13 protein-coding genes are annotated in these 18,368 nt (G+C 71.0%); 5 read left to right on the top strand and 8 right to left on the bottom strand.

Features of this window, described 5'->3' with window-relative positions; all coding sequences use genetic code 11:
* Positions 1-123: 123 nt before the first annotated feature.
* Both BA062_RS16935 and BA062_RS16940 read left to right on the top strand, forming a co-directional pair.
* A complete protein-coding gene (locus tag BA062_RS16935; protein ID WP_110337745.1) occupies positions 124-1,335 on the top strand; it encodes an acetyl-CoA C-acetyltransferase in 1,212 nt (403 codons plus the stop codon).
* Positions 1,336-1,337: 2 nt separating this feature from the next.
* Positions 1,338-3,506: a 3-hydroxyacyl-CoA dehydrogenase NAD-binding domain-containing protein gene (locus BA062_RS16940; RefSeq protein WP_110337747.1), complete on the top strand. Its 2,169-nt coding sequence runs from the start codon at positions 1,338-1,340 to the stop codon at positions 3,504-3,506.
* 80 nt (positions 3,507-3,586) lie between these two features.
* Here BA062_RS16940 and BA062_RS16945 read toward each other — a convergent pair whose 3' ends face one another.
* The 6 genes from BA062_RS16945 to BA062_RS16965 form a co-directional block, all read right to left on the bottom strand.
* Entirely contained in the window at positions 3,587-4,312 is a 726-nt protein-coding gene (locus tag BA062_RS16945) for a PP2C family protein-serine/threonine phosphatase (protein WP_245959862.1), read from the bottom strand.
* A 111-nt stretch (positions 4,313-4,423) separates the two neighbouring features.
* Entirely contained in the window at positions 4,424-5,977 is a 1,554-nt protein-coding gene (locus tag BA062_RS16950; protein ID WP_110337749.1) for an acetolactate synthase large subunit, read from the bottom strand.
* Positions 5,978-5,996: 19 nt separating this feature from the next.
* Complete coding sequence (locus BA062_RS16955; protein ID WP_110337751.1) at positions 5,997-7,370, bottom strand: FAD-binding oxidoreductase; 1,374 nt, start codon at positions 7,368-7,370, stop codon at positions 5,997-5,999.
* A 110-nt stretch (positions 7,371-7,480) separates the two neighbouring features.
* Positions 7,481-7,615, bottom strand: coding sequence for a hypothetical protein (locus BA062_RS40985; RefSeq protein WP_281271643.1), 135 nt, complete (start codon positions 7,613-7,615; stop codon positions 7,481-7,483).
* 290 nt (positions 7,616-7,905) lie between these two features.
* A complete protein-coding gene (locus BA062_RS16960; RefSeq protein ID WP_110337753.1) occupies positions 7,906-8,403 on the bottom strand; it encodes a DUF3830 family protein in 498 nt (165 codons plus the stop codon).
* Between the two features lie 26 nt (positions 8,404-8,429).
* Positions 8,430-9,683, bottom strand: a complete 1,254-nt coding sequence (locus tag BA062_RS16965; protein ID WP_110337755.1) for an aspartate aminotransferase family protein — start codon at positions 9,681-9,683, stop codon at positions 8,430-8,432.
* Positions 9,684-9,802: 119 nt separating this feature from the next.
* Here BA062_RS16965 and BA062_RS16970 point away from each other — a divergent pair, with 119 nt between their 5' ends.
* Both BA062_RS16970 and BA062_RS16975 read left to right on the top strand, forming a co-directional pair.
* Positions 9,803-11,266, top strand: a complete 1,464-nt coding sequence (locus tag BA062_RS16970) for an NAD-dependent succinate-semialdehyde dehydrogenase (RefSeq protein WP_110337757.1) — start codon at positions 9,803-9,805, stop codon at positions 11,264-11,266.
* The gene (locus BA062_RS16975) at positions 11,263-12,318 is read left to right on the top strand and encodes a tartrate dehydrogenase (RefSeq protein WP_110337759.1); all 1,056 of its coding nucleotides are present in this window, start codon (positions 11,263-11,265) and stop codon (positions 12,316-12,318) included. Before BA062_RS16970 ends, BA062_RS16975 begins: the two co-directional genes overlap by 4 nt.
* A 124-nt stretch (positions 12,319-12,442) precedes the next feature.
* Here BA062_RS16975 and BA062_RS16980 read toward each other — a convergent pair whose 3' ends face one another.
* Together BA062_RS16980 and BA062_RS16985 are read right to left on the bottom strand one after the other, a co-directional pair.
* Positions 12,443-13,165 (bottom strand): ZIP family metal transporter, encoded by a 723-nt coding sequence (locus BA062_RS16980; RefSeq protein ID WP_110337761.1) that lies wholly within the window; start codon positions 13,163-13,165, stop codon positions 12,443-12,445.
* A gap of 3 nt (positions 13,166-13,168) precedes the next feature.
* Positions 13,169-13,774: a Pr6Pr family membrane protein gene (locus BA062_RS16985; RefSeq protein WP_146240048.1), complete on the bottom strand. Its 606-nt coding sequence runs from the start codon at positions 13,772-13,774 to the stop codon at positions 13,169-13,171.
* Positions 13,775-13,915: 141 nt separating this feature from the next.
* Between BA062_RS16985 and BA062_RS16990 the strand changes: the two genes are divergently transcribed.
* Positions 13,916-18,172: a cation-translocating P-type ATPase gene (locus tag BA062_RS16990; RefSeq protein WP_110337765.1), complete on the top strand. Its 4,257-nt coding sequence runs from the start codon at positions 13,916-13,918 to the stop codon at positions 18,170-18,172.
* Positions 18,173-18,368: the final 196 nt, after the last annotated feature.

Here is an 18,368-nt window from a genome sequence, read left to right on the forward strand (position 1 = left end):
CGTGATCCAACCTTAGCGTCAGTTGACCGTATGACAACCCGTTGACAGCATGGGAAGGAGGCGGATTATGTTAGTAGCGATTAGCGCAGCGATGGAGGCCGTGGGGCAGGAAGGACCGTTGGTGTGAGTACAGAGGCGTTCATCTACGAGGCGATCCGGACGCCTCGTGGCAGGAACAAGGGCGGATCCCTGCACGGGACCAAGCCGATCGACCTGGTGGTCGGCCTGATCGACGAGCTGAAGGCGCGGCACCCCAACCTAGACCCCGCGCTGATCGACGACATCATCCTCGGCGTCGTGTCGCCCGTCGGCGACCAGGGCGCCGACATCGCACGCGCCGCCGCGATGGCGGCGGGCCTGCCCGACACGGTGGCAGGCGTGCAGCTGAACCGCTTCTGCGCCTCCGGGCTCGAAGCGGTCAACCAGGCCGCGCAGAAGGTACGGGCCGGCTGGGACAACCTGCTGATCGGCGGTGGCGTCGAGTCGATGTCGCGCGTGCCGATGGGCTCCGACGGCGGCCCGATGTTCACCGACCCCGCCACGAACTACGACACGTACTTCGTGCCGCAGGGCATCGGCGCCGACCTGATCGCCACGATCGAGGGCTTCTCCCGCGAGGACGTCGACGCCTTCGCCGTGCGCTCGCAGGACCTGGCCGAGAAGGCGTGGGCGGGCGGCTACTTCGCCAAGTCGGTCGTGCCGGTCAAGGACATGAACGGCGTGACGATCCTCGACCACGACGAGCACCGGCGCCCCGGGTCCACCGTGGAGAGCCTGGGCAAGCTCAAGCCCGCGTTCGAGGGCATCGGCGAGATGGGCGGCTTCGACGCCGTGGCGCTGCAGAAGTACCACTCGGTCGAGAAGATCAACCACGTGCACACCGGCGGTAACTCCTCCGGCATCGTCGACGGCGCGGCGCTCGTGCTCGTCGGCAACGAGGAGGTCGGCAAGACCATCGGTATCGAGCCGCGCGCGCGGATCGTCGCGACGGCCGTCACCGGCACCGATCCGACGATCATGCTCACCGGGCCGACGCCCGCCACGCAGAAGGTGCTCAAGAAGGCGGGCCTCACCGTCGACGACATCGACCTGTTCGAGCTGAACGAGGCCTTCGCGTCCGTCGTCCTCAAGTGGATGAAGGACCTGAAGCTGCCCGACGAGAAGGTCAACGTCAACGGTGGCGCCATCGCGATGGGTCACCCGCTCGGAGCCACCGGCGCGATGATCCTCGGCACGATGGTGGACGAGCTGGAGCGCCGCCAGGCCCGGCGGGCGCTCGTGACGTTGTGCATCGGCGGCGGCATGGGCCTCGCCACGATCATCGAGAGGGTTTGAGCATGGCCGAGGCGAAGACCATTCGCTGGGAACAGGACGACGACGGCATCGTCCTGCTGACGATGGACGACCCGAAGCAGTCGGCCAACACGATGAACGCCGACTACCGCGAGTCGATGGGCGCCATCGTCGACCGGCTGGAGGCGGAGAAGGACTCGATCACCGGTGTGGTGCTGACGTCGGCGAAGAAGACGTTCTTCGCCGGTGGTGACCTCAACGACCTGATCCAGGCCACACCCGAGCACGCCGAGGCCATCACGCAGCAGGGCAACGAGCTCAAGGCGCAGCTGCGCAGGCTGGAGACCTTCGGCAAGCCCGTGGTCGCCGCCATCAACGGCGCCGCGCTGGGCGGCGGGCTCGAGATCGCGCTCGCGTGTCACCACCGCATCGCCGCCGACGTCAAGGGCAGCGTCATCGGCCTGCCCGAGGTGACGCTGGGCCTGCTGCCCGGCGGCGGCGGCATCGTGCGCACCGTGCGCCTGCTCGGCATCCAGAACGCTATCCTGAACGTGCTCGTGCAGGGCCAGCGGCACAAGCCCGCCAAGGCACTGGAGCTCGGCCTCGTGCACGAGCTGGTGTCCACTGTGGACGAGCTGGTGCCGAAGGCCAAGGAGTGGATCAAGGCCAACCCCGAGGCCGTGCAGCCGTGGGACGCCAAGGGCTACAAGATCCCCGGCGGCAGCCCGTCGAACCCGGGCTTCGCCGCGAACCTGCCCGCGTTCCCGGCAAACCTGCGCAAGCAGCTCAAGGGTGCGCCGATGCCTGCTCCGCGGGCGATCCTGTCGGCGGCCATCGAGGGCGCGCAGGTGGACTTCGAGACCGCGTCGCTCATCGAGACCCGGTACTTCACGAGCCTCGTGATCGGCCAGGTCGCGAAGAACATGACCAAGGCGTTCTTCTTCGACCTGCAGCACATCAACTCCGGCGGCTCGCGGCCCGACGGCTACGAGAAGTATCAGGCGAAGAAGGTCGGCGTGCTCGGCGCGGGCATGATGGGCGCCGCGATCGCCTACGTCTCCGCCAAGGCGGGCATCGAGGTGGTGCTCAAGGACGTCTCGCAGGAGAACGCCGAGAAGGGCAAGGGCTACGCCGTCAAGCTGGAGGAGAAGGCCCGGGGGCGCGGCAAGACCACGCAGGCGAAGTCCGACGAGCTGCTCGCGCGGATCAAGCCCACGGCCGATCCTGCCGACCTCAAGGGCGTCGACTTCGTGATCGAGGCCGTGTTCGAGAGCCAGGAGCTCAAGCACAAGGTCTTCCAGGAGATCGAGGGCGTGGTGAACCCGGACGCGGTGCTGGGCTCCAACACCTCGACGCTGCCGATCACCGGGCTCGCCGAGGGCGTGCAGCGGCAGGAGGACTTCATCGGCATCCACTTCTTCTCGCCGGTGGACAAGATGCCGCTCGTGGAGATCATCCGCGGTGAGAAGACCTCCGACGCCACGCTCGCGAAGGTCTTCGACTACACGCTGCAGATCAAGAAGACCCCGATCGTCGTCAACGACAGCCGGGGGTTCTTCACCAGCCGCGTCATCGGCACGTTCATCAACGAGGCCGTCGCCGCCGTGGGCGAGGGCGTGGAGCCCGCCAGCGTCGAGCAGGCCGGTTCGCAGGCCGGTTACCCGGCGCCGCCGCTGCAGCTGATGGACGAGCTGACGCTGACCCTGCCGCGCAAGATCCGGCAGGAGACGCGGGCCGCGGTGGAGGCCGCGGGCGGCACGTGGACCGAGCACCCCGCCGAGGCCGTCATCGACCGGATGATCGACGAGTTCGACCGCAAGGGCCGCTCCAGTGGGGCCGGCTTCTACGAGTACGACGAGAGCGGCAAGCGCACCCGGATCTGGCCGGGGCTGCGTGAGGCGTTCAACTCGGGCTCCGCGGCGATCCCGTTCGAGGACCTCAAGGAGCGCATGCTCTTCGCCGAGGCGCTGGAGACCGTGAAGTGCTTCGACGAGGGCGTGCTCACCTCGGTGCAGGACGCCAACATCGGCTCGATCTTCGGCATCGGGTTCCCGGCGTGGACGGGCGGTGTCATCCAGTACATCAACCAGTACCCGGGTGGCCTGAAGGGCTTCGTCGCGCGCTCGCGTGAGCTGGCGCAGCGCTACGGCGACCACTTCAACCCGCCGCAGTCCCTGGTGGACAAGGCCGAGAAGGGCGAGATCTTCGAGTAGGTCCGCCGGCTGTCCCCCAAGGCCACCTTTGTTGCGCTCAACGCACCAAAGGTGGCCTTGGGTGCATTGAGGGGCAGCTTTCAGAGTAGGAGGCGGTCGACCACTATCGCGGTGGCGTTGTCGCGGCTGCCGAACGTCCTCGCGGCGGTGACGAGCGCGTTGGCCGTGTCACCGGCCCGCACGCCGTCGGCCAGGATGCCCTTGATCTGCACCAGGTCCAGCAGCTTGTGCACACCGTCGCTGCTCAGCACCAGCCTGCCGGGCCCGGCGCCGACCCGCGCCCGCCCGATGTCGCTCTCCTTCGCCGTGCGCACCGAGTCGGTCACCATGTGCTCCAGCCTCGGCGACGGCTCCACGCCGCCCCGGCGCCAGAACTCCGCGAGCGTGTGGTCCACCGTGATCTGGTGCAGCACGCGGCCGTTCCAGCGGTAGGCCCGGCAGTCGCCGACCCACGCGATGTCGACCGTCTCCTCGTCGGTTCCTTCCGGCGGGAACACGGCGACGACCAGCACGGCGTCGGCCTTCGGCTGCTCGAACTGCGCCAGCAGCTCCTGTTGCGCCCGCAGCAGCCCGCCGACGGCTCCGTGGCGGACGGCCTGCGCCGCCGCGGTGCTCGCCGAGAGCCGGGCCGCGCGGGCGGCGAGCAGGTGGTCGCCGACGCCATCGGCGACCACGAACGCCATGCGCCCGCTCGCTTCGTCCGTGTGGGTGGCCACGGCGTCGGCGTTGATGTCGCGCGGGCCCCGGTCGCTCGCCGCGTCGGACCGCGTGTGGACCTTCAGCGGCAGGTGGGGAGTGGTCAGCACGGCCGTACCTCCTCCGAGCGGTGGCCGACCCCCGACGATCGGCCGTTACCTGCTCAACGCCGGAACCGCCGTGCTTACTCCAAGAGTTTCCTGTGAATCCCCGTCACCGGGTCACAGCAGCGGCGGGATCGCCGCGTCGATCAGGTGCGGCCCCGGCTCGGCGAGCGCCCGCGAGAACTGCTCGGCCAGCTCCTCGGCGGTCGTCGCGCGGGTCGCCGGGACGCCGAGACCCTCGGAGATCTTCACGAAGTCCAGCTCGGGCGGGGACAGGTCGAGCAGGCTCTTCGCCTTCGGCCCCGAGCCCTCGGCGCCGACCCGCTGCAGCTCCATCCGCAGGATCGCGTACGCGCGGTTGTTGAGGATCACCGTGGTGACGTTCAGGTTCTCGCGTGCCTGCGTCCACAGCGCGGAGATCGTGTAGAGCGCGCTGCCGTCGGACTCCAGGTTGATCACCGGGCGGTCCGGTGCGGCGATCGCGGCACCCGTCGCCACGGGCATGCCCTGGCCGATCGCGCCGCCGGTGAGGGTGAGCACGTCGTGGCGGGGTGCGCCGGCGGTCGCGCCGGGTAGCAGCAGGCCGGACGTGTTCGCCTCGTCGGAGATGATCGCCTGCTCCGGCAGCAGCGCGCCAATCACCTGCACCCAGTTCTGCGCGGTCAGCTCGCCGCTCGGCAGCTCGGGCCGCTGCGGCTGCGCGAGCACCGGCTCCGTGCCCGCGGCGACCAGCTCGGCCAGGTCCTCCAGCGCGCCCACCACGTCGTCCTCGACGGCCGCGAGCGTGTGCACCTGCGCGCCCTCGGGCACGAGGTCGCTCGCCTTGCCGGGGTAGGCGAAGAACGACACCGGCGGCCTGGTGCCCGCGACGATCACGTGCCGCGTGCCCTCGAGCTGGTAGGCGACCTGCTCGGCGAGGTAGCCGAGCCGCTCGATCGCGGGCAGGCCCGCGCCCCGTTCGAGCCGGCCCGGGAACGTCTCGATGAACGGCCTCGCCCCGGTGGCCTTCGCGATCCGGCTCGCGGCGCGCAGCCCGCTCTCGCGGCACGCGTCCCCGCCGAGCAGCAGCGCCACGGGCTCGCCCGTGCGCAGCACCTCGGCGACCGACTTCACCGTGGTCTCCGCGACCGGTTTCGCCGTGCGCGGCGGCACGGGCGGGCACGGCCTGCCGCCGTCGCCCCACGAGACGTCCGCGGGCAGGATCAGCGTGGCGACGCGGCCCGGCGCGTCCTGCGCGGCGCCCACCGCGGCGGCCGCGTCCGCGCCGACGTCGGCGGTGCTCTCGCTGCGCCTCACCCAGCCGTTCAGCGAACCGGCGACGGCCTCGATGTCGGATTCCAGGGGCGCGTCGTAGCGCTTGTGGTAGGTCGCGTGGTCGCCGATGACGTTGACCACCGGGGTGTTGGCGCGGCGCGCGTTGTGCAGGTTCGCCAGGCCGTTGCCGAGGCCGGGGCCGAGGTGCAGCAGAGTCGCCGCGGGCTTGCCGGCGATGCGCGCGTAGCCGTCGGCGGCACCGGTGACGACGCCTTCGGCGAGCCCGAGCACGCCCCTCATCTCCGGTGCCGTGTCGAGTGCGGCGACGAAGTGCATCTCGGACGTGCCCGGATTCGAGAAGCACACGTCGACCCCCGCGTCGACGAGCGTCCGGATCAGCGACTGCGCGCCGTTCATGGTCCTCCTCAGGAGATGACTAGTCGAAAAGTACGCCGGGGTTGAGGATCCCGGCCGGGTCGAAGGCGGTCTTGATCCGCTTCATCAGCTCCACCTTGGCCGGGTCCTCGAGCTCCAGCCAGTGCTCCTTCTTCGCGCGGCCGATGCCGTGCTCACCGGAGATCGCGCCGCCGAGCTCCATGCCCACGGCAAAGATGTCGTGCAGCAGGCTCGCGCGCTTGGCCGGGTCCTTCTGGAAGATGCCCAGATGCACGTTGCCGTCGCCGGCGTGCCCGCAGCCGACCACGCCCGACTCGGTCTTGGCGGCGATTTCCCTTGCCCTGCTGAGGAACTCGGGCATCGCGGCCCTGGGCACCACCACGTCGATCACGTCGTCGGCACCCGCCGACTTCGCCGTCCAGAACGCCTTCTCGCGGGCCTCGATGAGCTTGCGGGCCGAGCCGCCCTCCAGCACGTAGACGTCGGTGGCGCCGAGCCCGGACAGCAGCTCGCCGAGCGCCTGCACGTCGTCGTCGAGCCGGTCGGTCTCGCGGTTCTCCAGCCCCACCACGAGGTACGCCTGCGACGCGTCGCGCACCTTGTCGGGGATGCCGAGCGAGAGCTGCGCGGTGTAGGTGATCGCGGCCATCGTGAGCGCGTCGATGTATTCGAGGATGTGCGGCGCGAGCCCGCTCGACACGATCGCCGGGACGGCCGCCATCACCTGGTCCAGGTCGCTGAACGGGGCGAGCACGGTGGCCCCGTGGGTGAGCCTGGGGTGCAGCCGGACGGTGATCTCGGTGGCCAGCGCGAGCGTGCCCTCGGAGCCGATCACGAGCTGCGTGAGGTCGTAGCCCGTGGAGGTCTTCACGATCTTGCCGCCGGTGCGGATGACCTCGCCGGTGGCCAGAACCGCTTGCAGGCCAAGGACGTTGTTGCGCGTGACGCCGTACTTGACGGCCCGCATGCCGCCCGCGTTGGTGCCGACGTTGCCGCCGACGCTCGCACTCATCTCGCCGGGGTAGACGGTGTAGCCGAGGCCGCTCTCGGCGGTCCGTTCGTCCAGTTCGGACAGTGTGGCGCCGGGCTGCACCACCGCGACGTGGTTGGTGGTGTCGATCTCGAGGATCGCGTTCATGCGCTCGAAGGAGACGAGGATCCCGTCGGGATGGGGCCGGGCGGCGGCGGAGAGCCCGCTGCCGGAACCTCGGGCGGTGACGGGGATGCGGTGTTCGGTCGCCGTGGTGAGGACGGCGGCGACCTCGTCGGTGGTGGCCGGCTTGACCACGTACCGGGGCTTGACGGGTTCGCCGACGAGTGCTTCGTCGCCCGCGTAGTCCTCGGTGACGGCCTCGCCGGTCAGGAGGTGCTGATCGCCGACGATCTCGGCCAGTCGCTGCGCAACGTCGCCCATGGCGGAAGCCTAGTACGACCGCGCGGCTGAAAGCTATTCACGTTCGCCGCCGGGGCGGGGCCGGTCCGCGCCAACGTACCGACCCCGCCCTCGGCTTCAGCTCAACGGCCTCAGACCAGCCAGCCCAGGATGTTGGCCAGGTGCGCGAGGATGCCGGTGATGATGTCGCCGCCGTGGGTGACGAAGATCTGCATTTCGAGGGGCTCCTTAACAGGAAAATCGGTTACACGGATTGCCGTGTGCACACAGCTGCTTTCGAAAGCCAGGCAAGGTTTTCAAGGCGGTGCGGCGGTGTCAAAGAGCCGGAAACGCGGTGAAGCGGAACCCGAAATCCCTTCAGTTTAAACACGTAAGTCTTTCGGGTTTTGCACCGGCCCAGGGCTTCCACTCCGTTGGTGACGATGCGTAGTCACCAACGGAGTGGTCACCCGGGGTAACGGTGATCTTGATGCGATGTTCGGGGGCTGTCGGCCCACGAACGAGTTAAGGCGGTGGCACTACAGGTGAATTCGCGCCTTCCACCCGTCCGAGTGACTCAGGCCCGTGCGTACGTCATGGTCTCGCCCTCTACGCCGCGTAGCCAGAGGTCCTGCGCGGCCGCCGCCATCTCGGGCAGCCCCTCCTCGATCGTGGCGAACACGTTGCCGGGGACCCAGCCCGCGTCGCCGTTGATGAGCAGGTTGTTGCGGCCGTAGAAAATGGCGAGATCGGTGGCGCCCTGCGCGCTGTGCGCCTCGCTGCCCTCGTCGTAGCCGTAGGCCGGGTTGCCGATCTCCCACGGCTCGAAACCGAAGTACACGACGTCACCGGGAATGGGTGTGATCGTGGGATTCTCGCGGCCGGGCTTCGGGTCGGCGAACGGCGGCACGAGGGTGTAGACCTCGTTGCGGGCGTACTTGGCGTGGTAGGCCGAGCCGCTCTGCGGCAGCGCGTCCCACACCGCCTGGCAGGTTCGTGGCGCCTCGTCGTCGAGCAGGCGCGCACGGCACGAGACGCCGCGCTTGTCGAGGGTGATCGTGATGTAGCGGGCCACTGGGACTCTCCTAGCGCTCTCTTCGGTTATTTGGTGACGGTCGCGACGACGTCGGTCCAGATCTCGAGTGCCTCGTCGATCTGCTCGGACGTGACGATCAGCGGCGGGATCATCCGCACGACGTTCATGTAGGCGCCGCACGTGAGCATGAGCAGCCCGCGCTCGGCGGCGAGCTTCTGCGCGGCCTGCGCCGTGGCGTTGTCGGGCTTGCCGTCGGCGGTGGTGAACTCCGAGCCGACCAGCAGGCCGAGGCCGCGGACGTCGCCGATCGCCGGGGTCTTGTCGCCGATGGCGCGCACGCCGTCGAGCAGCTGGCGGCCTCGGGCGGCGGCGTTCTCGACGAGGCCCTCCTCCTTGATCACCTCGAGCGTGGCCAGCGCGGCGGCGCACGCGACGGCGTTGCCGCCGTAGGTGCCGCCCTGCGAGCCCGGCCACGCCTTCGCCATCAGCTCCTGCGAGGCGGCGATGCCCGAGATCGGGAAGCCGCTCGCGAGGCCCTTGGCGATCGTGATGACGTCGGGACGGACGTCGAAGTGCTCGTGCCCCCAGAACTTGCCCGTGCGGCCGAAGCCGGTCTGGATCTCGTCGATGACCAGCAGGATGCCGTGCTCGTCGGCGCGGGCGCGCAGGCCGGCCATGAACTCGGGGTTGGCGGGCACGTAGCCGCCCTCGCCGAGCATGGGCTCGATGAAGAACGCGGCCGTCTCTCCCGGGGAGGTCTGCGTCGCGAAGAGGTAGTCCAGCTCGCGCAGCGCGAAGTCGGTGGCGGTCTTCTCGTCCCAGCCGTAGCGGTAGGCGAACGGGAACGGCGCCACGTGCACGCCGCCCATGAGCGGCGAGAAGCCCGCGCTGAACCGGGTGCCCGAGGTGGTCATGGTCGCGGCGGCGACGGTGCGGCCGTGGAAGCCGCCCTGGAACACCACGACGTTGGGCCTGCCGGTGGCCTGCCGGGTCAGCCGCAGCGCGGCCTCCACCGCCTCGCTGCCCGAGTTGGAGAAGAAAAGCGAGTCGAGCCCGCTCGGCAGCACCTCGGTGAGGCGCTCGGTCAGTTCGAGCAGCGGCTTGTGCATCACGGTGGTGTACTGGCCGTGGATGAGCTTGCCGATCTGCTCCTGGGCGGCCCGTACGACCTTCGGGTGGCAGTGGCCGGTGCTCGTCACGCCGATACCGGCGGTGAAGTCGAGGTGGCGGCGGCCGTCGACGTCATAGAGGTAGACGCCCTCGCCGTGGTCGACGACGACCGGCGTGGCCTGCTTGAGGATGGGGGACAGCTTGGCCATGACAGCGGCCTCCTTCGGACATGGAAGGGGTAAGACCTGGAGGGTTGTAGATTGTCAACAATATTCGTAGCATGGCCGTCGTAGCGCGGTCAAAACCAAGGGAGCCCAGGAGCTGTGGAATGAGCACGGTCAGCGAGTCCGGCGTGGTCAGCGCGGTGAACAAGGAGCTGTTCATCGGCGGGAAGTGGACCGCCGCGAGCGGTGGCAGGACGTTCCCCGTCCAGGATCCGGCGACCGGTGAGGTGTTGTGCGAGGTCGCCGACGCCTCACCCGAGGACGGTATCGCCGCCCTCGACGCCGCGGTCGCCGCGCAGGGGGACTGGGCGGCGCACCCGCCGCGCGAACGGGGCGAGATCCTGCGCAGGGCCTACGACGCGCTCATGGCGCGCCAGGAGGAGCTCGCGCTGCTCATGACGCTCGAGATGGGCAAGCCGCTGGCCGAGGCGCGCGGCGAGATCGCCTACGCCGCCGAGTTCTTCCGGTGGTTCGCCGAGGAGGCCGTGCGCATCGACGGCGGCTACGCCACCGCACCCAACGGCAGCGGCCGTTTCCTCATCGCCAAGCAGCCGGTGGGGCCCTCGCTGCTGATCACGCCGTGGAACTTCCCGATGGCCATGGGCACCCGCAAGATCGGGCCCGCCGTCGCCGCCGGGTGCACGATGGTGATCAAGCCGGCCGCACAGACACCGCTGTCGATGCTGGCGCTCGCCCAGATCCTCGCCGACGCCGGCCTGCCCGAGGGCGTGCTCAACGTCGTCACCACCTCCAGCGCGGGCTCCGTGATGGAGCCGCTGATCCGCGACGGCCGCGCGCGTAAGCTCTCCTTCACCGGCTCGACGGCCGTCGGCCGCAAGCTGCTGGAGCAGTGCGCCGACAAGGTGCTGCGCACGTCGATGGAGCTGGGCGGCAACGCGCCGTTCCTCGTCTTCGACGACGCCGACCTCGACGCCGCCGTCGAGGGCGCCATGCAGGCGAAGATGCGCAACATCGGCGAGGCGTGCACCGCCGCCAACCGCTTCTACGTGCAGCGGGGCGTCGCCGACGAGTTCGCGCGCAGGCTCACCGAGCGCATGGCCGCGCTGCCGATCGGCCGGGGCACCGAGGACGGCGTCGTGGTGGGCCCGCTCATCGACGAGGCCGCGATCGAGAAGGTCAGCGAGCTGGTGAGCGACGCCGCGCAGCGCGGCGCGAAGGTGCTCACCGGTGGGGCCACTGTGGACGGTCCGGGCAACTTCTACCAGCCGACCGTGCTCACCGACGTGCCCCAGGCCGCGCGGATGACCAGCGAGGAGATCTTCGGCCCGGTGGCGCCGATCTCGGTGTTCGACACCGAGGACGAGGTGATCGCCAAGGCCAACGACACCGAGTACGGCCTGGTCAGCTACGTCTTCACCAGTGACCTCAAGCGCTCGCTGCGCGTGTGCGAGCGGCTGGAGACCGGCATGGTCGGCCTCAACCAGGGCATCGTGTCGAACCCGGCGGCGCCGTTCGGCGGTGTCAAGCAGTCCGGCCTCGGGCGTGAGGGCGGCACGGTCGGCATCGACGAGTTCCTCGAGACTAAGTACATCGCGGTGAGCCTGTGACCGACTACCGGATCGCCTCGATCCCCGGCGACGGCATCGGCGTCGACGTCCAGATCGAGGCACAGAAAGTCCTTGACGCGGCTGCGAAACGGTTCGGCTTCGGTCTGGAGTGGACGGAGTTCGACTGGAGCTGCGAGCGCTACGCCAAGACCGGCACGATGATGCCGGAGGACGGCATCGAGCAGCTGAGCGGGTTCGACTCGATCCTGCTGGGCGCCGTCGGTTTCCCCGGCGTGCCCGACCACGTCTCCCTGTGGGGACTGCTCATCCCGGTGCGCAGGGCGTTCCAGCAGTACGTCAACCTGCGGCCCGTGCGGCTGCTGCCGGGCACCACGTCGGTGCTCGCCGGGCGGTCGGCCGACGAGCTGGAGATGGTGATCGTCCGCGAGAACTCCGAGGGCGAGTACTCCACGCTCGGCGGCAGGCACAACTCCGGGCAACCGGGCGAGTTCGCGCTGCAGGAGGCCGTGTTCACGCGCGTGGGCGTCGAGCGGATCATCAGGTACGCCTTCGAGGTGGCGCGCACCCGCAGCGGCCGCGTGACCTCGGCGACCAAGTCCAACGGCATCATCCACACGATGCCGTTCTGGGACGAGATCTTCGGCGAGGTCGCGGCGGAGTACCCGGACGTGAAGTCCGAGCTGACCCACATCGACGCGCTCGCGGCGCGGATGGTGCAGCAGCCGGACCGGCTCGACGTGGTGGTGGGTTCCAACCTGTTCGGCGACATCCTGAGCGACCTCGCGGCGGCCGTCACGGGCGGGCTCGGCATGGCGCCGTCGGGTAACCTCAACCCGGAGCGCGCGTACCCGTCGATGTTCGAAGCCGTGCACGGCAGCGCCCCGGACATCGCTGGCCAGGGCATCGCCAACCCGGTGGCCCAGGTCCTCGCGGCGACGATGATGCTGGAGCACCTCGGTGAGACCGATGCCGCGGCGGCCGTCAACGCGGCGGTGGAGAAGGTGCTGAGCGAGGGAGTGGCCCTGACCCCCGACCTCGGCGGCAAGGCCACCACCGCCCAGCTCGGCACGGCGATCGCGGAGGCGATCTAGCCCCAGTCAACCGCAGTGAAGGCCACCCTCACCGCGTGGAATCAGCACAGCGGCGCGGAGCGCCCCCACTTGGGTGGGGGGAGACGGGTGGGCGCAGGCATGGTGGCCTTCACTGCGGCCACCCCTAAGAGAGCGCGGTCAGCAGGAACGCGGACAGGAAACCGGCGGTCGTGACCAGTCCCACCGAACGGCCGCCGTTTTCGTAGGCCTCGGGCGCCATCGTGTCGGCGAGCATCGTGAGGATCGCGCCGCCCGCGAAGGCGTTGACGAACGCGACCACGGACGGGTCCGCCGTGTCGAGCAGCAGGTAACCGGCGAGCGCGGCGAGGCCGCTCGTGATCGTCACCGTCGTCCACAGGCCCAGCACCCCGGCCGGGCGCCACGAGCGTGCCCGCAGGCCCACCGTCGCGGCGACCGCCTCCGGCAGGTTCGATAGGAACACCGCCGCGAGCACCGCCAGGCCGATCGTGTCGCTCGTGACGAGCGTCAGGCCGAGCACGATCGACTCGGGGATCCCGTCGAGCACGATGCCGAGCACGATCGCGGGCGCCGAGGAGTTCGCCGGGTGGTCGCCGCTGCGTTTGCGGTTGTGCCCGCCGATCCGGTCGATCAGCGCGTCGCCCGTGTAGAAGACCAGCGCGCCCGCGAGCATGCCCACCCCGACGCCGACCGCCGAGCGCTCGAACGAGTCCTCGACGAGCTCGTAGGCGACGGCGCTGGTGAGCACGCCCGTGCCGAACGCCATGATCAGGCCCAGCGCGCGGCGGGGAACCCGCAGCCACAGAGCGAGCAGTCCGCCGAGGATCAGCGACGACGCCGCGAGCGCGCCCCAGGCGAACGCGGCCACGGCTCAGGCTTCCACGGCCGGGCCCGGCTGACCGCGCTTGGCGTTGCCCACGGTCGTGATCAGCCACGTCAGCGCCACGAACACCACGGCGATCACCAGGCTCAGCACCGCGACCGTGCCGTAGCCGTTCTCGTCAGGATCGAGGAACGGGTAGGGGTACCAGTGCAGGGCCGGGCCGCGGACGAGGGTGAACGCGAGGTAGGCGAGCGGAAACACCAGCCACCACAACGCTTTCCGCAGCGCGATGCGGCGGCGCGGCGGGTCGGCGAGCCAGTCCACCGCCACCAGGATCGGCAGCACGACGTGGAGGATCCGGTTGGCGTACAACGGGGTTCCGACGTCGATGCCGCGCAGCAGGACCGCGTAGACGATCCCCGTGGTCAGCATGTAGAGCACGGCCGCGCCCCGCACCGGCCCCGGCACCTCCGTGAAAGCACCGGCCAGCAGCACCAGCGCGGCGAACACGTTGGAAAGCACCGTGAAGTACCCGAAGTGCGTCACCGGGTTGAAGCGGGGGCCGAGGTGGACGATCAGGTAGATCTCCGCGGAGACGACCAGGCCGAATCCGGCAAGGCGCAGCAGAGTGAGCACCCGGGTTCTCGTCAGCACCCTGTCATTGAAGCGGCAGCCCCGGCGTCCCCGCAGTGCATGGCAAGGGGATTGCCCCGGTCGGGTCACCGCGGTTCCCGATGATCAAGGACTTGCCCTGCTCATGCATACCTTCCGACGGATCTGGGCACTACTTCCCGCATGAAGCTGTTCGGGGTGTCCGTACCGGGTCCGTTGTCCGTCGTCGGCGCCACCGTGGGAACCGCTCGCGGGCTCGCCACGCTGGCCACGCGGCCGCGACGGCACGTGTGGTCCTGCCCTGGCCGGTTGCACATCGAGGCACATGGCGTGCACGGCACGGGCAGCGAGCGCGTCGCCAGGCGGATCGAGCGCGCGCTGGAGGAGCACGCGGGTGTGGAGTGGGCGCGGGTCAACGCGCCGTCCTCGCGTGTGATCGTCGCGGTGACCGACCCGCCGCCGAGGACCCACGAGCTCGTGCGGATCGTCGAGCGCGCGGAGTCGGAGCCGTCGTGCCGCGAGGAGGAGGCCGCCGAGGACGAGCTGCACCACCCCGCCGACGGGCTGCGCGGCACACGGCTGCTGCCCACCCTCGCCACGGACGTCTTCGGGGTCGGCATGTCGCTGGTCACGCGCCTCGCGCCGTGGGCGCCCCTGCCGTCCGAACTGGCCTCGCTGCCCGCGCTCGTCGACCACCACCCCGCTCTGAAGGAACGGATGGCGCAGCGGGCCCGCAGTCACGAGCGGGCCGACTCGATGACGTCGATGTTCGCCGCGCTCGCACAGGGACTCGCGGGCGGCGGTGAGGGCGCCGTCCTCGACGCCGCGCAGCGGATGGGCCAGTGGCGTGAGGCGCGGGCGCACGAACGGGCGTGGTGCGACGCGGAGAACGGGCTCATCACCGGACCGGACTTCGCCGGCGCCGAGTCGTGCGCGATCGAGCGGCCGGCGCCGCTGCCCGAGGGAGACGTCGAGCAGTACGAGCGCAAGATCCTCACGCTGGGCGCGACGGCGAGCGCGGTCGCGGTGCCGTTCGCGGGCCCGCGCAGGGCGCTGGCGCTCGGCTACTCGGCCGTCCCCAAGTCGGCCGAGGTGGGCAGGTCCGCGTTCGCGAGCGCGCTCGGCGCGGTGCTGGCCCGCAGGGGAGCGCTCGTCATGGACCGCTTGGCGCTGCGCAGGCTCGACCGCATCGACACCCTCGTGCTCGACCGGTCCGCGCTGGAGACGGGCCGCTCGGTGCTGAAGGACCTCGCCCCGCTGCCGGGCGCCGACCACCACGCGGTCGCCGAGCTGGCCTGGCGGCTGTTCGACCCGGCCTCGGCCGAGGAGGTGCGCACCGAGGCAGAGTGGCGGCTCGGCCCGCTCGACGTGCTGGACGTGCACGGCGGCGAGGACGAACGGAAGCGGTTCGAACAGCAGGGCGCCACCGGGGTACTGGGGCTCGTCGAGGGCGAGAGCTTGCAGGCCGTGCTGGCGCTCGGCGGGGAACAGCTGCCCGGCGTGCACACCCTGACGGCGGCCGCGCAGCGGTCGGGCCTGCGCGTGGTGGACGCCGACAAGCCGTTCGCGTGCGTGCGGGAACTGCAGGAACAGGGCGCGGGCGTGCTGCTGGTCTCCACCGATCGGCGTGCGCTCGGCGCCGCCGACTGCGGTGTCGGCACCCACCGCGACGGCGAGCCCGCGCCGTGGGGCGCTCACGTGCTGGCCGGTGACGACATCGCCGTGGTCGCGCTGCTCGTGGAGGCGGTCACCGCGGCGAAGACCGTGAACTCCGACAGCATCCGCATCGCGCAGGCGTCCACCGGCGTCGGCGTGGTGACGGCGCTGCAACCGGGCCGCACGAGCCCGACGTCGCGCGGCATGCGGGCGGTCAACGCCGGTGCGGGCATCGCGCTCGTCAACGCACGCCGCAGGGCGAACCGGCTGGAGGTGCCGGAGGGCGCGATCCCGGACACCGTGCCGTGGCACCTCATGCCCGCCGAGGCCGTGCTGGCCCGGCTGGACGTGACCGCGGAGGGGCTCACCGACGAGCGGGCCCGCCGCCGGGCACGCGGCGGGGGCGGCGGCCGGGTCCGCAAGACCCTCGGCGAGGCGTTCGTGGAGGAGCTGGCGAACCCGCTGACGCCGGTGCTCGCCGGCGGTGCCGCGCTGTCGGCCGCGGTCGGCTCACCGGTGGACGCCGCGCTGGTGGCAGGGGTGACCGGGCTGTCCGCGCTGATCGGCAGCATCCAGCAGGTGCGGACCGAACGGGAGCTGGCCGATCTGCTGAGCCGCTCGTCCGTCAGCGCGACCGTGCTGCGGGCCGGCGAGGAGCGCGTGATCAGCGCCGACGACCTGGTGCCCGGCGACGTCGTGGCGGTGACGGCCGGCGACGTGGTGCCCGCCGACTGCCGCCTGCTGGAGGCCGACGGACTGGAGGCCGACGAGTCGTCGCTCACGGGGGAGTCGCTGCCGGTGGCGAAGGACCCGGCGCCGGTGGTGGCCGGGGAGATCGCCGAGCGCACGTCGATGCTCTACGAGGGCACGACCGTCGCGGCGGGCGAGGCGACGGCCGTGGTGGTGGCCGTCGGCGACGACACCGAGGCCGGGCGCAGCATGGCGATCGCGCGGCAGGGCGCGCCGAGCACCGGCGTCGAGCGGCGGCTGACCGAGCTGACGGAGAAGAGCATGCCGCTCGCCGTGGGCTCGGCCGCGGCCGTGGCGGGTGCCGGGCTGCTGCGGGGCGTGCCCTTGCGGGAGAGCCTCGGCGCGGCGGTGAACCTCGCGGTCGCGTCGGTGCCGGAGGGCCTGCCGTTCCTGGTGAACGCCGCCCAGCTGGCCGCGGCGAGGCGGCTGGCCGAGCTCGGCGCGCTCGTGCGCAACCCGCGCAGCATCGAGGCGCTCGGCCGGGTCGACGTGCTGTGCTTCGACAAGACCGGGACCCTCACCGAGGGCAAGCTGAGCGTCAGCGAGCTCGACGACGGCGAGCGGCGGTGCCGCGTCGACGCGCTGCAGGAACCCGTGCGGCCGGTGCTCGCCGCCGCGCTGCGGGCGACCCCGCACGCGGACAGCCCCGGCGACCTTCCACATGCGACGGACCGCGCGATCGTCGAGGCGGGACAACGGCTGAAGATGACCGCGGCCGCGGGTGCTTCCGGGTGGGCGCTGGAGTCGTCGGCTCCGTTCGAGCCCTCCCGCGGCTACCACGCGGCGGTGGGCCGGACGAAGAAGGGCCTGCTGCTGAGCGTCAAGGGCGCGCCAGAGGAGGTGCTGCCGCGCTGCTCGCTCGACGGCCGCGCCCGTAAGCGCATGAGCGGCCGGATGCGGGCGCTCGCGAAGGCGGGGCACCGGGTGCTCGCGGTCGCCGAGCGCACCGTCGGCACCGGCGAGATCACCGACGACCTCGTGCGCGAGCTGACCTTCCGCGGGTTCGTCGCCATCTCCGACCCGGTGCGCGGCAGTGCGGCACCGGCGGCCGCGCAGCTGCGGGACGCCGGCGTGCACATCGTGATGATCACCGGCGACCACCCGGTGACCGGCGAGGCGATCGCGTCGGAGATCAACGGTGAGAGCGACCTGCACGTGGTGACCGGCGCCGACATCGACGAGCTTGACGACGAGCGGCTCAAGGAGGTGCTGCCCGGCGTCGACGTGGTGGCGCGGTGCAGCCCGACGCAGAAGGTGCGGATCATCCAGGCGTACCAGGGTCTCGGCAAGACCGTGGCCATGACCGGCGACGGCGCCAACGACGCGCCGGCGATCCGGCTCGCCGACGTGGGCATCGCGCTCGGCGGGCACGGCACCCCGGCCGCGAAGGCGGCGGCCGACCTCGTGGTGACCGACGACCGGCTGGAGACGATCATCGCGGCGCTCGTGGAGGGACGCGCGATGTGGGCGTCGGTGCGCTCGGCGCTCGGGGTGCTGCTCGGCGGGAACCTCGGCGAGATCGGGTTCAACGTGCTGGGTGCGGCGCTGACCGGGCGCTCGCCGCTGAGTGCGCGGCAGCTGCTGCTGGTGAACCTGCTGACCGACCTGGCCCCTTCGCTGGCGATCGCGTTGCGGCGGCCCGACAACGAGACGGTGGAGGAGCTGCTGCAGGAGGGCCCGGAGAGCTCGCTCGGCGGCAGGCTCTACCGCGAGATCGGGTTCCGGGCCGGGTCGACCACGGCGGGCGCGACGGCCGCGTGGTCGCTCGCGCGGGTCACCGGCAGGCGGCGCAGGGCCTCGACGGTGGCGCTGGCCGCGCTGGTGGGCACGCAGCTCGGGCAGACGCTGCTGACGGGCGGGCGCAGCCCGGCGGTGCTCGCGAGCGGACTCGGGTCGGCGGCGGTGCTGGCGGCGGTGATCCAGACGCCGGGCGTGAGCCGGTTCTTCGGCTGCACGCCACTGGGCCCGGTCGGCTGGGGCATCGCGCTGGGCAGCGCGGGCGCGGCGAGTGTCCTCGGAGCCGTCGTGCAGTGACGGACGCGCTCCCACCGTGTCGGACATGGACGCCGAGTTGTCAGACGAGCGTGTGCCCGTGGCCAGCCCGCAGTGATCGACCGCAGTGAAGGCCACCATGCCTGCGTTCAACGCAGTGAAGGCCACCATGCCTGCGCCCACCCGTCTCCCACCACCACCCGAACGGAGACGCTCCGCGCCGCTGTGCTGATTCCAC

This window comes from Prauserella flavalba, from assembly GCF_003202235.1.
GTDB classification, from domain to species: Bacteria; Actinomycetota; Actinomycetes; order Mycobacteriales; family Pseudonocardiaceae; genus Prauserella_A; species Prauserella_A flavalba.

Bases quoted from the DNA above. Each gene is read 5' to 3' on its own strand.
- BA062_RS16990 (WP_110337765.1), top strand. From the start codon at position 13,916: ATGAAGCTGTTCGGGGTGTCCGTACCGGGTCCGTTGTCCGTCGTCGGC.
- BA062_RS16950 (WP_110337749.1), bottom strand. From the start codon at position 5,977: ATGAACGGCGCGCAGTCGCTGATCCGGACGCTCGTCGACGCGGGGGTC.
- BA062_RS16965 (WP_110337755.1), bottom strand. From the start codon at position 9,683: ATGGCCAAGCTGTCCCCCATCCTCAAGCAGGCCACGCCGGTCGTCGTC.
- BA062_RS16970 (WP_110337757.1), top strand. From the start codon at position 9,803: ATGAGCACGGTCAGCGAGTCCGGCGTGGTCAGCGCGGTGAACAAGGAG.
- BA062_RS16955 (WP_110337751.1), bottom strand. From the start codon at position 7,370: ATGGGCGACGTTGCGCAGCGACTGGCCGAGATCGTCGGCGATCAGCAC.
- BA062_RS16940 (WP_110337747.1), top strand. From the start codon at position 1,338: ATGGCCGAGGCGAAGACCATTCGCTGGGAACAGGACGACGACGGCATC.